We start from the raw sequence: 15,424 nt of genomic DNA on the forward strand, positions 1-15,424 counted from the left end.
AACCAGCGCAGTCGACCTAGAGAATTCATATTGATATTAGCCAATTAAAGAAATAATGCGCGCAATATTCTGACCATATGTGTCACCCGGAACAGCCCAGCGGCCGTTTAAATCTTCCAAATATGGCGCAACTCCGAGAAAACCCTTAGACTGAAGGACTTCATATCGAGGATCCACACAAGTGTTATTCAACGCCGCACCAGTAGCATATCCTTTAAGATGCTGGACTTGTGCAAGCAAGCCCTGATATACATCGTCAAATCTAGCGCCTCCCGATTGTTGATTGACGGCGCCCAGTCCGGCGAAATTGCACTGATTCGGCTTTACGGAACCTCCAAATTGCAACCATCCAGTCTCAAGCATAGCCTGAGCAAAAACAACTTCCGGACGAACCCCTTCAGAAACAGCGGCTTCGACAATTAATGAACAAAAATCACGAATAGTAGGTGCCCCCTTTGAAACAAATTCGTCTGAGGGATATGTATGTCCTGTTGATTCATATAAGTTCACCATAGCATCAACTGAAGTCTGCAGACTTCCCATAATTGGAGTACCCTCCACCGTGACCTTGCGGGTCAGGTGCCTCTCGGCGGAGCCGTCGATCACGTCGAGGTAGACGGTGTACTCGCCCGGCTCGGTCGGGGTCCACTCGCAGGAGGAGGAAGCGGAGGGCTGCTGGGCGACGCCCCACTTGGCCCAGCCGCCCTTCTCCCAGACGAACTTGTACTTGAGGCCGGAGGCGTCGCCGGACACCTTGGCCTGCAGCTTGACCGGCTTGCCGCAGCGGGCGTCGCCCGAGACTTCGAGCGACTCGACGGAGTAGCGCTCGCCGACCGTGACCTTGCGGGTCAGGTGCCTCTCGGCGGAGCCGTCGATCACGTCGAGGTAGACGGTGTACTCGCCCGGCTCGGTCGGGGTCCACTCGCAGGAGGAGGAAGCGGAGGGCTGCTGGGCGACGCCCCACTTGGCCCAGCCGCCCTTCTCCCAGACGAACTTGTACTTGAGGCCGGAGGCGTCGCCGGACACCTTGGCCTGCAGCTTGACCGGCTTGCCGCAGCGGGCGTCGCCCGAGACTTCGAGCGACTCGACGGAGTAGCGCTCGCCGACCGTGACCTTGCGGGTCAGGTGCCTCTCGGCGGAGCCGTCGATCACGTCGAGGTAGACGGTGTACTCGCCCGGCTCGGTCGGGGTCCACTCGCAGGAGGAGGAAGCGGAGGGCTGCTGGGCGACGCCCCACTTGGCCCAGCCGCCCTTCTCCCAGACGAACTTGTACTTGAGGCCGGAGGCGTCGCCGGACACCTTGGCCTGCAGCTTGACCGGCTTGCCGCAGCGGGCGTCGCCCGAGACTTCGAGCGACTCGACGGAGTAGCGCTCGCCGACCGTGACCTTGCGGGTCAGGTGCCTCTCGGCGGAGCCGTCGATCACGTCGAGGTAGACGGTGTACTCGCCCGGCTCGGTCGGGGTCCACTCGCAGGAGGAGGAAGCGGAGGGCTGCTGGGCGACGCCCCACTTGGCCCAGCCGCCCTTCTCCCAGACGAACTTGTACTTGAGGCCGGAGGCGTCGCCGGACACCTTGGCCTGCAGCTTGACCGGCTTGCCGCAGAGGGCGGAGCCCGAGACTTCGAGCGACTCAAGAGACCAATTAACAACTTTGTATTTAGAAGTGCTAGTCACATACCCATTGGAGTCAATGACATCAGCATAGATCTCATATTCGCCAGCCTGGGGCAGGGTCCAAGAAATCGATGGCGAAGTTAAGTCTTGACCGATTACACCCCAATTGGAATCACTCCAATCAGACCCAGCCCTATGCCAAACAAACTTATATCTAAGGCCATCAGTCTTGCCGCTAACATTTACACCGATTTTTACCGTTGACCCTGCATGTCCCAGTTCTTCCGAGAAGGAAATTCCATTGACGGAGTAGGGATGCGGGAACTGCGCGATGATTGCGGCAGCGTCAGCCTCGCCAAGACGGCGGCAACCATCGTCCGAGAAATAGTTGACCACATCACCGTAATTCGAGATAAAGCCATGTTCGATAAGAATACCTGGAATTCCCTGCTCGCGAGCGCAGCGGATAACGGCGAACTCGTCGCCTACCTCCATTTGAAATACGCCGCGGTATGTTAGTCCCATAGCAGCAAGGTTGTTCATGACCTTGTTGGCAAGCTCAACCGAAACCTGTGTGTAGTCGGTGCCATTTGCGGTAGGAGCATAGACTTCTGCGCCGTGAGCTCCAGAAGACCCAGAGTTGATATGGAAACTAACATATGCCTGTGCGCCCTGATCGATGCAGCGCTGTACGCGATAAAGATAATCATTGCTGGGATAGTAGCCGGACTGCTGGCGTGCAAGAACGATCTTAAAGCCGTAGGCTTCAAGTTTATTTTTGCAGGCTGTCATGATCTTCCAGGTAAGGTCGGCTTCACTCTTGCCATTTCCCTGCGCGCCGGAATCAACTCCGCCATGGCCGGCATCAAGTGCAATCACCCCAACATTGCGCGCGGAGCGCTCAGCGTAGGTAGATATGCCATCAGGCGAATCAGCGCATTCCAATGCCTGCTGAATCGACTGGGCCTCAACGGCATTACCTTCGCCGTCCGCATAGTAAACAGAAGTGCCCTCGGAGCTCACGGAGCTATCAACGACCGTAAACGAATAATCCCTGTCAGAGAGATCCACTACATGTTCAGTGCCATCACCCTGCAAAACGTAGGTTATCGAAGTCAGAAAGTAAGTATTGGATTTCAACGTCGAGCCAAATACAAAAGCAGCCGAATTACCAGCTGATTCAGATGCAACCGTGGTTCCCTGTACTCCATTGGCACTTACATAGTTAAGCGTTGCGGAAGCAAGGGTGTCGCCGTCATCGGGAGTAGCAAAGGCGACAACTTGATCAGTCCCGCCGGGAAGACTCGGGTAGGACAGATAGACATATTGAAAAGAAGAATCAACCGATTCGGCCTCGTGTTCGGGCGCGGAAACGTCTACCCTGAAACCCTCATCCTCTGATTCCATAGCATTCACTGGCAGCGACTGATCAACGGCCACGTCTTCACCGTCGATGGAGTCCTCGACACGCGAGGTCACGCTATCATCTACGGGTACAGCACCAGACGCAACGTCCATAGACTGCACGTTATTCGCAGCATAAGCAGCAGTTACAGGACCAATCAAAGATGAGGCAGCCAAAAGTGTAGCCATAGAAAAAACAGTTGAGGCACGCAACGCGTTTTTCATATCGAATCCCCTGTCACAAATAATTGTTACTGAAGAATAATTATCTAACAATCAGTCTCACATCGGAAGTCCAGTTACTTAAAGCGCGGGGATTGTTGTTACTTCCTTTGAATATCAATACTCCGTGAAGCAAATCCGACTAGTAGAGCAAACAATAGAAAGGGTTTAAAGTTTTTGTATCTATGACTTTCCTGGTGCTTTCCTATGCCCCCCCCCCTGAACTAGCCCCCCTACCTTCGTCGCCCGTGGGACAACTTCCACCGATCGAGGGTCGAGCTCCCTGCCGCGGTGTTCGGATTCCGCATCACGAGCCCCGATGCCTTGTCGAACAGTCCGTCAAGGGCACGGAGGAACGTATCGCCTCTCATGAAGAACTCATCCCGCCCGCTCAGGGCGATATTGCTCGTGAGGACCATCGCATCCGTCGCCGTGGCGGAGGATCATGCTCCTCATGTTGTCGGTGAGCACAGCCAATGACGCACACGGCGCCGAGAACGTATGCAGCGTCCCGATGAGGAGGTTCTCCTGGCGCGCGTTAGCTAGGTGTTTGACTACAAGAAAGCAAGAGGTAATCCTTTGGTTGAGGTATTCGCGGATGCAATCCGGTTGAATCTTGGCAGGAACAAACGACCGCCAACCGCAATAACCAGTAGAAACGCAACTAAGCTAAGTCATCATTCGCCTGCGGATCCAAATGGCCTACGCGCGGATTGTATGCCACTTTTAAGAGATGGATAATTCCAACGGTATGCAAAAAAGCTATCGTAAGCAACCTTTTGCGATTCCCACCACTCATCGTACTCATCCCATTCCGTTTGCCCTATAAGTTCGGATAGCTTGCCGTAGGCATCGTGGAGAAAATACTTTGAGAATCTTCTGCCTGTCTTATGATGAAATACCGCAGGATGTGTAATAACTTGCTCGTAAGAATACCGCTCTGTATTCTCTCTCGATTCTATGGGATTGAAATAATCAACGAACTGAGGAACATCTCTGCAGTCGTCAAGAATATGCAGCAAATCGCCATGGCAAATCTTGTTTCGAATATGCTCGCAGTAAGCTTCCCACCATTTCTTTGTATTGCCCGACAAAAGCCCTTTACTTTTCGCAGAGTTGATGACTGGCCTCAAGGTTTGGTTCTCAAACATCTCACCGTGGTCTTTTCGTATTGATGGCACTTCATCAAGGTTCGAAACAACCATTCTTAAGGTGAATTCAAGAAGAACAGAGGTAGCAATAATTGCAGCTTGGTAGTTTCCGCACAAATGAGAGCTACACGCCTCAAGCCATAGGTTATTGAGGGAAGGCTCGACCCAAGGGAGGGCTGGCGGCAAATCTGTACCGTTACTATCAACGCTTTGTGCGAACATGCCCGCCGCATTGTCTTTTTCAATGTGCCAAATCTCTATCATGGGCAAGCCTCCACATGTGGGGGAAGAATAAGGGCTCGACGGCAGAAACGCGGAACCACTAAGCATCAGTTTCAAAGATAATATACTGCGCTGCTGATAGAGTGGGCAATTCTCGTTCTCGCGATTAAGCCAATGGACCGCAGCATGCTCCTCGGTAATAGCCGTCGCTTTCGCGAACCATAAGCCAATTGACCAGTCTGGGCCTATTTAACCAAAACAGAACCAGACGCATTCAACCATGCACCGCTTACGTTGGAGCAGCAATCGAAACCACTTAGTATTAGCCACTCGTTATCAAACATGGCAAACATAATCTAGATCCAGCACCATGGGCCACCGATATTGAGGCGTCCTGTTGTCATCATAAACGTGAAAGCCTAACCTAGCCCTTACAAAGGCAGCAAACGCAAAGTGAAACGATGACCCCCACCGTGATACAATCCCATCAAATTAAACTGTTGACAGAAAGGCTCTACCGTGCCGCCCAAATCCACCAACTCCCTTATGAAGCATCTCCGGAATCAAGGGATTTCAATCGGTGGTTCAGGGCAAAAACGAAAGCTCAAGAACATCGGCTACTACCATGGATACAAAGGGTTTCGGTTCGTGGGAGATTCGTCGAATAGGCTCCACATCAGCGATTTCAACCAGATTATATCTCTTCACGCCATGGATATGCAGATCAAGACCCTGCTCTATCCACATATCATGACAATTGAAACCGCCCTAAAGAACTACACGCTAGAAGCAGTGCTTAGCTATGCCAAAAGCGAAGACTTCGATGATATCTACAGGAGCTGTCTGACGGCATACAGAGGATATAATCCCGGTACGGGTGACTACAAGAAGTCTTGGGCGAAAAGGCTCAGACTGCGGCAAAACGTTGACGGGCTAATTTTCCGTGAGCAGGACAAAAAGCCATTTTTCAAACACTTTCGCGATCGAGGGAGAACGATCCCGATCTGGGCTATCTTCGAGTCCATGACCCTGGGAGAGTTCGGCAATTTCTACGCCTGCCTCGATCGTCCCATTAAAGGTGCCATCGTCACCGACTTGGGGATGCCCTCCCAATATGATTCAGAGTCCCTCCTTCTCTCCATCATCTTTGCGCTCAAGGACCTGAGGAACGCCATCGCTCACAACGCCATCGTCTCGGATGTTCGATTCAAAACAGGCGACATCTCGAAGAACGTCGGGAAGCTCTTGAAAAGTGAGACGAACATCGGCTTAATCAACTTCTCCGATATCACCGACTACGTTATTCTCGTCGTCTATCTTCTTGGACTTCTGAAGCTGCCCAAGACTGATAGGAAGCGGCTTGTTTCCGATTACGAGGGTATTCTACTTCGCTACAAGAAGGAGCTTCCTCTTGGAATCTACGGCAGCTTTGTGCGCACCGAAACCCAGAAAAAGCTCAAACTTCTGAAGATATATGTCACGAAATCGTAGAGGACAGAATGTTGTGGTAGACTTTTTAACAACAGCGGTGGTAGCCTTCGGGCGACACCTGGAAGGGCCCGACAAGTTCGGGCCCTTCTTTTTTCGAGCACCTAGAGCGCCACCATGGCAAGCGAAGTATAAGGCGCTATGTCCTTCTGGGCGATACTCCCATCGGTTTTCGATTAGCTCATCCCTCTAAATCCTAATCATTAATCACTGACTCAGACGGCAACCAGCAGCACTCCGGGCTCGCAAGAGCAGAAGAGATAATATAACCCACTCGTCAACGTCATTTTAGGGAGCTCATGACGGTTACCTCAACAGTCGTGGACCTGGATGGAAGCCTCGATTTAGAACCGTTCGAGAATCTCCTCGGCATTCTCTCGCAGATAGATATCTAGATCCGGCACGGCAAACTGCACATAGCCCCTCTGCGGCGTCTGAATAACCTCTCTTTGTAGCAGTTTGGCCCTAATAGAGCTGATCTCATTGGTCTTTTTACCCATGCGCTTGGCAATCTCGGATGATTTGGACTGTTGTTTGTCCTCGCACATCGCCAAAAGGTATTTGATATCGTTAGGCCCCAGTCCGGAAATCGCTGGCTCGTGAACAACATCGTGAAAACGAGCCTCTGCCAGCGCAATGCCTTCGGTGACGTCGCGCTCGCTCACAATGGCACTTTTGGCGCGCTGCCAAATGGAATAACCGACCAGTTGCACCAGATAGGCATAGCCCTTAGTGGCCTTAGCGGCTCTCGACAGAAGATTGTCCTCTATGGTCAAACCAGTCGCGACAAAGCTATCGCCCATAGAGAGAGCTACCTCCACCTGGTTGATAGGCGCCAGATCTTCGGGGAGGGCACGACGCAAGAACGTAAGCGCCTTGCCGTTAATAAGATCCATAACACCGGCGGGTAAACCAGCAAAGGCAAGTGCAATATCTACTTATATCGAATAATATCGAGCTGTATAAGCTTGTATAAACTTATCGCGGAAGTATCGAGCTTTCGTAATTTGTCTTAGTAAGTAGTCCAACCTTGCTTTCTTCCAAGCTCATAGCGAAAGAAAGTTAAGGACTTCCTAAAAACCATTGCCTTAGACCGAGAAATACTCGCTCTCAGCGGATAAGTTCGGCCCCAACCATGGATCGCCCGTCAAGAAGAACTCAGGCCAGCGCTGCATGAACAGAGCTTGCTCGCGCTTCCAGCGGCGCAGCTTTTCCTCGTTGGCCTCTTCCCTGCCGCGCGAGGTGAACTCGTAGTGGTACAGCTCGGCATAAGGCGTAAAGATAGTACGGTAGCCAGCCTCCCATACGCGTAGACAAAAATCTGCATCGTTAAATCCGACGGCGAATTCCTCGTTATAGCCGCCGACCTGCTCAAACACATCGCGACGGACCATCTGGCAGGCGCCCGTTACGGCACTAAAGTTGCCCGGGCGCACAGCACGGGCAAGATAGCCCTCGCGCTTTGCCGAGAAGTCCTGGTTGGCATGGGCAAGTGCGCCACGCACGCCAACTAAAATGCCGGCATGCTGCACCATATGATCGGCAAAATAGAGTTTGGCGCCCACCACGCCCGCATCGGGACGCTGCAGATAGCCCATCATCTCTTCGATAAAGTCGGGGCTTATGACCTCGGTATCGTTGTTGAGCAGCAGCAGGTAATCGCCCTTGGCATGCTCAACGCCAAAGTTGATGATCTGGGAGTAATTGAACTCGCCCGGCCAGTACACAACGCGCGCCATGCCCTTGCCTTCGGATGCTGCAGCCACGCGCTCTGGCAGGGTTTCGTAATACGCAAACGTCTCCGGGGCTTCGCTGTTGTTCTCCACCAAAACTATCTCGTAATTGGCATACGTGACCTTCTGAGCGATCGACATCACGCAGACATCGAGCGTCTCGACGTGGTCCTTGGTGGGAATCACAATGCTCACCAGCGGCGCAGGCTCCGGTAGTGCATAGCGTATGCGATAGACAAACGGCGTCTCGGCATCCTCGACCGTTCCGCGAACGTCCAGCGAGTCAAGGTGGCGCTGCAGCGCAAGGCGCCCGGCCTCGATGGCATACGGTTTGCTATCGGCAGAACCATCGGCGGTCGATCCCGGATGCACGCGCCAGTGATACAGCACGTGCGCGACATGCTCAAACCGCGCGCCCGCCGCAAGGCAGCGAAGCGTAAGATCGTAATCCTGGGCGCCCGCGACGTCTTCCGGCGACATGCCAATACGGTCGATGAGTGCCTTCTCCACCATCAGAAAATGCGTCACGCAGTTATGGCTATAGAGCAGGTCGACGTTAAGCTGCGTCTTAAAGACCGGCTGACCCCACTCCCCCGTTTTCTGGAACATGTCCTCGTCGCAGAATAGGACCTGAGGACGCTCGTCCTCGTCCTCCTTGTTCAGCGCGGCGACATAGTGGAACAACGCATCCGGCTCCAAGATGTCGTCGTGGTCCAAGAATGCGATGTAGTCGCCTGTCGCTTGCTCGATACCTGCGTTGGTGTTGAGCACAATGCCGCCGTTGCCGGGAAGCTCGATGCGACGGATGCGCTCGTCGTTGGCGTCCGCCGCAAGGTCGGCCACCGCATCCCATTCGGGTGAGGCGTCCATCAGCTGCAATTCCCAGTTGTCATAGCTCTGGGCTAGCACCGAACCCAGCAGCTCGCGCAGGTAGACCCGATCACTCTTGTAGCACGGCACCACAATGCTCACGAGCGGCCTATAGGCAAAGGCCGCCGAAGCGACACGCTGGCACGCTAAATCGCCCGGCTTTGCGCGATGCTGCTCAAACCAACGTCGATAAGCCGCGTCGTCTGCACGCGCGTCCTTCATGCGGTTCCAGCTGTCGTCGACCATGCCGTTGTACAGGCGACCATCCATAGCGCAAAAACCACTCTGAATCTGCTCCGTGGGATCGCTCACAATCGCGACAAAATCTCGTATATCCCGAGGCATCTCTACGCTCAGATACGTTTTATTGACGCGGCAACCGTTGCGCTGCGGCACATCGACCTGCGACTCAAACACATGCACGGTGGCATCAATCGCATTCATGTGCGTATCGAGAATCTGGAGCTCAGGTGCGCACTGGGGGTCTCCCGCCCAGGTAACCTCATAGCGCCACACCGCGCCGGCGTCTGCCGGCAAATAGCGAATGGCATCGATCTCGTAGCGGCCGCAGTGTTCGCCACGCTGCGCATCGCGGATAAGCGCACACAGCGCAGGCTTTGCTTTGTAGTTAATCTTGGATTCCAGCTTGGCCACGCGGCTATCGAGGCGAATGGAGCCCAACCTTTGGCCACCGGATGCAAAAACGGCATCCATCGACGAGCCATCCAAAAACGGAAGCACCAAGACGGCGAGCTCGCGCTCGTAATCGGAAACGGAAGGGCAAAGCGCCAGCACGCGGCCATGATCGACCGGGAGCACCAGCGACGGCACGCAAGAACCGCTCGTCGTCGCATGGGCAAACGCTTGAGAACCCTCCCGCTCAATAAGCGCGGCGACATCCTGACCGGCAAAACGAAGCAACACAAACAGACGGCCCTGACTGCGGCAAAGTGCCAAACGCTTGATACTCATCTATACTTCTCGCTTTCCCAGGGCGTTCGCTACCATGCGTTTGCAGGCACCCAGGCGCCCAAACCTCAAGACGTCGTAATCGAACATGATCTTTTTGCACCCACGGGCATTGGGGGCCTTGCTGGTAAGCGCCACACGCACCATAGCAGCAACAGAAGGAGCGCATTGTACGAGCGCATCATCGCTGCCCACGGCAGAACCGGCAAGTGCCGTGGCAACGGCAGCAAACACCTTGCCGCAGTCCGAACCCAGCAACCTGAGCGCATCGTACAGCACCAGGTCGCAGAGGAAGTACGCCAGGTCATCGGCATGCTGAGCATCGAGACCGTCGCGCTGCCAGTCAGCCAGCACCGCGGAGTAAATCTTCACGTGCTCCAGCAGACGCGTCTCGTCGTCATAGCGCATGGTGTCCATAAGTGAGCCCTTGCGCGCCACGCGGTAGTCATACAGCTTGTTCGAAATAAGCGCGCTCTTGCGCGAGCGACCGTACACGGCAAAATCGAAGACCTGGTCCTCGCCATACTTAACGGTTTCGTCGAACACGATCCCGTTGCCCAACAAAAACTCACGTTTGCAGGCGGTGCGCCATGCAAAGGGGCGAGACGCTTCCTTAAACAGCAGGCCAGAGCTATAGCCTTCAAACGACACATCGCGCGGGCTCAGCACATAGTTAAGCCACGGATACCCCGCCTCCAGCGGATACGGGTTCGCGCCAAAGGTCAAAACATCACAGCGCTCTCGCTCAAAGGCATCGACGATCACGCGGCATGCATCGGGCGTAAACCGGTCATCGGAATCCAAGAACGCAACGATGGACGCCGTGGACGCGGCGATGCCTGCATTACGCGCACTCGACAGGCCGCCGTTCTCCTTATCGACCAGCGTAAAGCGCGCGTCCTTTTCGCAATAGGTAGCCGCAATATCGCGCGAGCCGTCCGGCGAGCCGTCGTTGACCAGCACGCCTTCCCAATCGGGCATGTCCTGCGCAAGCAGGGAGTCCAGGCACCAGGCCAGGCACTCCTCCACGTTATAGATGGGAACGACAACGGAAATCTTGGGGGTAGCCATAGTCAAGTGCTCCTACTGTGCGACCGGAACGTCATCGGGGTGCGGATTATCACCGTAGGTGCGCTGATACGTCAGCACGCGCCAGACCAACGGCAGCCCACCGATCTTAAAGTAATGCTTAAACGTATTGAGCTTGCCCGGCTTCTTAAAGTCAAAGCGCGAATCGATATAGGCGCGGGGCGACTTGATCATCAGACGCAAGTCGGTCTCGCCACGCGGATCGAACAGCGACAGGTCAAAGCGACCGGCATCCCAATCGGACTTGAGCTCGGGAGAGGCCTTCTCCCAAAACTGCTCGCGTAACTCATCGACCAGGCGCTCATCATTCCAACGGTACGTATCGACCTTCATGCGCATTAAAATGCCCTGGAGCTGAGCCTTGAGCTCGGGACGTTCATCCAAAAAACGTTGCATCTCGGCATATTCGTCGCACACACAAAACACCTTGTTGGGCGAATTAACGGAGCTCTTCTCGTTATCCTGGCGATAGCACAAAATGGGGTCCGCGATAAACGCAGCACGCTCGGCGCATGCCCAGACCTTAAAGTTAAAACCCGCATCCTGATACGAAGCGCCCGGCGTGGGAAGGAAGCGAACCTGATTGTCGTTGAGGAACTCGCGCCGATAGATAGCCGACCAAATGGAAGGTTTGCGGTAGAAGATGCCCGGGCGATCGACGGGGCGATACGCGGCGCCCGTCATATGCTCGTCGATGATCCCAAACAGCTCGCGGCGCTCGCTGGGCGTGGACCAATACAGGTAAAAGTCGCCCTTTACCACATCGGCATGCTCAGCATCGGCCTTGGCGACCAGCTTTTGGAGCGAATCCTCAAACATAAAGTCATCGGACTCAAGGATGCCCACGTACTCGCCGCGCGCCATCTCCAGGCCGCGGTTCATCGAGTCGCCGTAGCCGCTGTTGGCTTTGTCAATCATCTTTACACGGGGGTCGCGCTCCATGTACTCGCGGATGATATCTGGCGAGCTATCGGTGGAGCCGTCGTTGATGCAGATGATCTCGATGTCCTTGAGCGTCTGCGCCACGGCGGAATCGAGGCACTCGCGCAGGTAGCGCTCAACATTGCAGATGGGAACAAGCAGCGAAACTTTAGGGGTATCAGAGTTCTGCAAGAGAACCTCCTGTTGGATAGCGTGTAACAGGGTTATTTTAGCAGCCGAGTTGCGGCGGGCGGCAGCGCCTGGAATTAGATAAAGCGCTCCAGGCAGGCTTTGAGACCGCGAGTCGAAAGATAGAACAGCGTTGCGTCTGCCATCGAAACGCCCGCGGTCGCCGCAACGAGCTTGTGGGCAACACGGCGAACGGCGCCCTTAGCAGGCATATCCGCCCACTCCGTTCCCAAAAACGTCGTGAGGTCCATGTTGACGCGAGCCGCCACGCGGTGGAAGTCATCGGAATCCAGGCGCGCCAGGTCGAACACAATGAGGTCCAAAAACCAAGTTATCAGCTCGCCGGGGCACAGGTCCAAAAGACCGTAGGCCGCCCAGTCCTCCAGGACCTCCACGAGCATCCTCATGTGGGCGTCAAGCTTTTTGGCGCGAGCCTCGGCACTGTTGAACTCGTGCGTCGCCGATTCGCTCTCCATCACGTAGTGGTAGAACTTGTCCGGCATGACGACGGTCTTGCGGGCAAGCGCATAAGCCACAAATTGGAAGACGACGTCCTCGCCCAAAGCCAAACCGGGGGCGAAGCGAATGCCTTCGCGATTGAGCAGCTCGCGCGAAAAAGCCGCACGGCAGGCATAGGGCTGCGCATTCGAATGGAACAGCAGTTGGGGATCACGGGCGCCGAAGGCACCAGCTTTGGGGCTCATGAGTTGCTGGACGCGTTTGGGGGCAGCATCGGCAGGTTCACAGACGCCGCCAAAAACGGCGGCCTCGGCATCCGCAGACTCCATGGCATGCAGTACGCGCTCGACCGTCTGGGCATCGATGTAATCGTCGGCGTCCACAAAAAAGACGGTCTCGCCCTCGGCGACATCGATACCGGCATTTCGAGCACACGAGACACCCGCGTTTTCCTGGTCAATCACAAGTACGCGATCGTCGGCCTGCGCGATCTGACGCAACACGTTCAACGAATCATCAGTCGAACCGTCGTTGACACACACAACCTGAATCGAGCGCTCGGACTGGGCCAGCAGCGAATCGAGGCATCGCTGAATGGAGCGCGCAGAGTTGTAAACGGGGACGACAATGGTAGCTTTAGGACGCGAGGCCTCTCCCATGTCGACCTACCCCCTCAGCGATTCGATGAGGAAGGCGGCGACCACGCCCGGGCCTCCAACCGAGGCGTAATACTTAGCACGCCCCAAGGCACCATCCGTCGCAAAACTCGGATGCTCGTCAACCCAGCCCTCAGGATCTTTGAGGATGGCAGCGAGATTCGCGCGCTTCCACGGCTTGAGGTCGTCAAGCGAAAACTCCCCCGCGTCCAAGGCCGCCTGAAATTCCTTGGCCATCTGCATCAGGAACTCCTTATAGAACTTAGGCGCCAAGCGCACGTAGTTCCACATATACGAATCGTACTTAATGAGCTGATTGAACTTGAGCATGCGCGCGACGTCATCACTTGCGTGGTCACGGGCATAATCCTCTCGAATCCAACGCTCAATCTCGGCATACTCGGTATTGACGCAAAAGACCTTAGCCGAAGAATTGACCGAGGAATTCTCGTTGTCCTGGCGATAAGACAACACGGCATCATGAAGGTAAACAGCCTTATCGGCGCACGCGATCACCTTAAAGGCGAATGACGTGTCCTGAAAGGATGCCCCCGGAGTCGGCAGGAACTTAATGCCGTTGCGCTCAAGAAAATCGCGACGGTACACGGCCGACCAAATCGACGGCTTTTGCTTAAAGAACTGCGTCGTATCGCTCGGGTGCACCGGCTTGCCACAGTCCTTGGCTTTAAACATCTCGTGCAGCGAACGGCGCTCCTCGGGCTTAGACCAGTAGAAATCAAAGTTCGCCTTCGCGAAGTCGGCATTATTGCTATCGGCGGCCGAGACAAGCTTTTCGAGTGCGTCGGACGCCATAAAGTCATCGGACTCCAAGATGCCCACGTACTTGCCGCGCGCCATCTCCAGACCATGGTTCATCGAGTCGCCGTAGCCGCTGTTGGCCTTGTCGATCATCTTGACGCGCCTATCGTGCTCCATATACTCGCGAATAATCGCCGGCGAGTTGTCGGTCGACCCGTCGTTAATGCAGATGATCTCAATATCCTTGAGCGTCTGTGCCAGGGCGGAATCGAGACACTCGCGCAGGTAGCGCTGAACATTGTAAATGGGAATAAGCAGCGACAGAACAGGGCTGCCAGAGACGTTAGTAGACAAATGTGCTCCTTAGGAAATACCTGTCGTTTCATGGTATCAAAGGGTCAGCGCGCCAGCGGGCGTTTATATAATCTATGGAGCTCGCAGAGGCAAACTGATACGAAAGGACGTCATGCAGCCCAAAGCCGCACGCAACATATCCATCGAGGCCTTGCGCTTGGTCGCAGTCGCCGGTATCGCGGTGTTTCACACCTTTCAGTGGACCTTCCAAGCGACCTGCGTCGGCTTGCCGGAATACGCGCCGCTTGCCGCCTTCCCCCATTCCGGCGTGCTTGGCTTTATTAACTTGCTAGGCTGCTGGGCCAACGAGGCCTTCTTTATGATCTCGGGCTATTTTCTCATCGCCTCAGCCGCGCGTGCTTGGGACGGTGGAACAACGTGGAAGTCGCAAATGCAACGGACGGCGCAGCGTCTGGGCAAGGTCGTTATGCCCACTGCGTTTTATTGCGTCGTGGCGCTCGCGTGGTCCACGGTCGTCTCCCCCATTCCCGATGTTACCCTCAGCACGCACTACTGGTACACGCTAGGCCTTGAGTTTATCTGGGTCTATGCCGCAACGGTCTTCATGGCGCCATGGTTTGGACTGGCTAAGAGTCGAGTCTCCCAGAAGAGCTCCACGACGACGGTCATCGCCGTTGGCATCCTCGCATTTGTTGTTAACGGGTATTTAGCCGCTATGAGTACGACAAACGCCGGCGAGTTTTCTTGGCTCCAGAAACTCATGAGCGCTGCCACGTACGTAATCGCGTTTTTGATCGGCGGGCTGCTCCGCGACGTTACCGATGCCATGGATTCGGACAAGGTGGGCACCTTGGGTATGCGCTCGCTCGAAGCGGTTTTGGCGATCGCCACCATCCTAGAAGGAGTGCTCTCCTTCACCGGCAACCTCACGGCCATGACAACCCTCTCCTACAAATCAACCTCGTTGATCTCGTTTGCCCTCGCTGCCGCCTCCCTGCTCTTTGCGGCAACCCGACGCAGTGCCTCAGGCAATCCGCGGACTGCAGGTGTCATCGTCACCTTATCGACCGCCACGCTCGGTTTCTATGTGATGCAGTCGCTCACCAATAGCCTGTGGCGTCCCGTCTTCAACACCCTGCTCGCAAACATACTGGTCAGCCAAAACAGCCCGGCAGCTATATGTATCGTCACGGGTACCGTCATTAGCATCGTCTTTGCTCTGGCGCTTCTCATCATCGATGCAGCTAGAAGCCTTATCGCTCGCTAGCTCAAGCGGCAATAGACACGCTGCCGTCAGACGCCAAAGCCGCTACACCCGTGGCAGGTTCCTGCGTTTTATTCAAAGCTTGCCGACAAGGTGCGG

General features: G+C 55.1%; 10 protein-coding genes. 2 read left to right on the forward strand and 8 right to left on the reverse strand.

Features of this window, described 5'->3' with window-relative positions:
- Positions 1 to 36: 36 nt before the first annotated feature.
- Positions 37 to 3,243, reverse strand: coding sequence for an N-acetylmuramoyl-L-alanine amidase (locus tag DW003_RS00060; protein WP_118386886.1), 3,207 nt, complete (start codon positions 3,241 to 3,243; stop codon positions 37 to 39).
- Between the two features lie 674 nt (positions 3,244 to 3,917).
- Entirely contained in the window at positions 3,918 to 4,655 is a 738-nt protein-coding gene (locus DW003_RS00070; RefSeq protein ID WP_118386890.1) for a hypothetical protein, read from the reverse strand.
- 477 nt (positions 4,656 to 5,132) lie between these two features.
- Between DW003_RS00070 and DW003_RS00075 the strand changes: the two genes are divergently transcribed.
- Entirely contained in the window at positions 5,133 to 6,104 is a 972-nt protein-coding gene (locus tag DW003_RS00075; RefSeq protein ID WP_147352166.1) for an Abi family protein, read from the forward strand.
- A 341-nt stretch (positions 6,105 to 6,445) separates the two neighbouring features.
- Here the strand turns inward: DW003_RS00075 and DW003_RS00080 are convergent, their stop codons facing one another.
- The 6 genes from DW003_RS00080 to DW003_RS00105 form a co-directional block, all read right to left on the reverse strand.
- Positions 6,446 to 6,997: a hypothetical protein gene (locus tag DW003_RS00080; RefSeq protein WP_187361868.1), complete on the reverse strand. Its 552-nt coding sequence runs from the start codon at positions 6,995 to 6,997 to the stop codon at positions 6,446 to 6,448.
- Positions 6,998 to 7,189: 192 nt separating this feature from the next.
- Positions 7,190 to 9,676 (reverse strand): glycosyltransferase family 2 protein, encoded by a 2,487-nt coding sequence (locus DW003_RS00085; RefSeq protein ID WP_118386894.1) that lies wholly within the window; start codon positions 9,674 to 9,676, stop codon positions 7,190 to 7,192.
- Positions 9,677 to 10,744, reverse strand: coding sequence for a glycosyltransferase (locus DW003_RS00090; RefSeq protein ID WP_118386896.1), 1,068 nt, complete (start codon positions 10,742 to 10,744; stop codon positions 9,677 to 9,679). It abuts the gene before it with no gap.
- 12 nt (positions 10,745 to 10,756) lie between these two features.
- Complete coding sequence (locus tag DW003_RS00095; protein ID WP_158573159.1) at positions 10,757 to 11,875, reverse strand: glycosyltransferase family 2 protein; 1,119 nt, start codon at positions 11,873 to 11,875, stop codon at positions 10,757 to 10,759.
- 74 nt (positions 11,876 to 11,949) lie between these two features.
- Positions 11,950 to 12,990 carry a glycosyltransferase gene (locus DW003_RS00100; protein WP_118386900.1) on the reverse strand — a complete coding sequence of 347 codons (1,041 nt, stop codon included), beginning with the start codon at positions 12,988 to 12,990 and terminating at the stop codon, positions 11,950 to 11,952.
- Between the two features lie 6 nt (positions 12,991 to 12,996).
- A complete protein-coding gene (locus tag DW003_RS00105; protein WP_118386902.1) occupies positions 12,997 to 14,100 on the reverse strand; it encodes a glycosyltransferase in 1,104 nt (367 codons plus the stop codon).
- A 112-nt stretch (positions 14,101 to 14,212) separates the two neighbouring features.
- On the opposite strand from DW003_RS00105, the gene DW003_RS00110 reads away from it, so the two are divergent.
- Positions 14,213 to 15,328, forward strand: coding sequence for an acyltransferase family protein (locus tag DW003_RS00110; RefSeq protein ID WP_118386904.1), 1,116 nt, complete (start codon positions 14,213 to 14,215; stop codon positions 15,326 to 15,328).
- Positions 15,329 to 15,424 lie beyond the last annotated feature (96 nt).

Origin of the sequence: Collinsella sp. AF36-3AT (genome assembly GCF_003475205.1) — a bacterium.
In the GTDB taxonomy this organism is placed as follows: Bacteria; Actinomycetota; Coriobacteriia; order Coriobacteriales; family Coriobacteriaceae; genus Collinsella; species Collinsella aerofaciens_AF.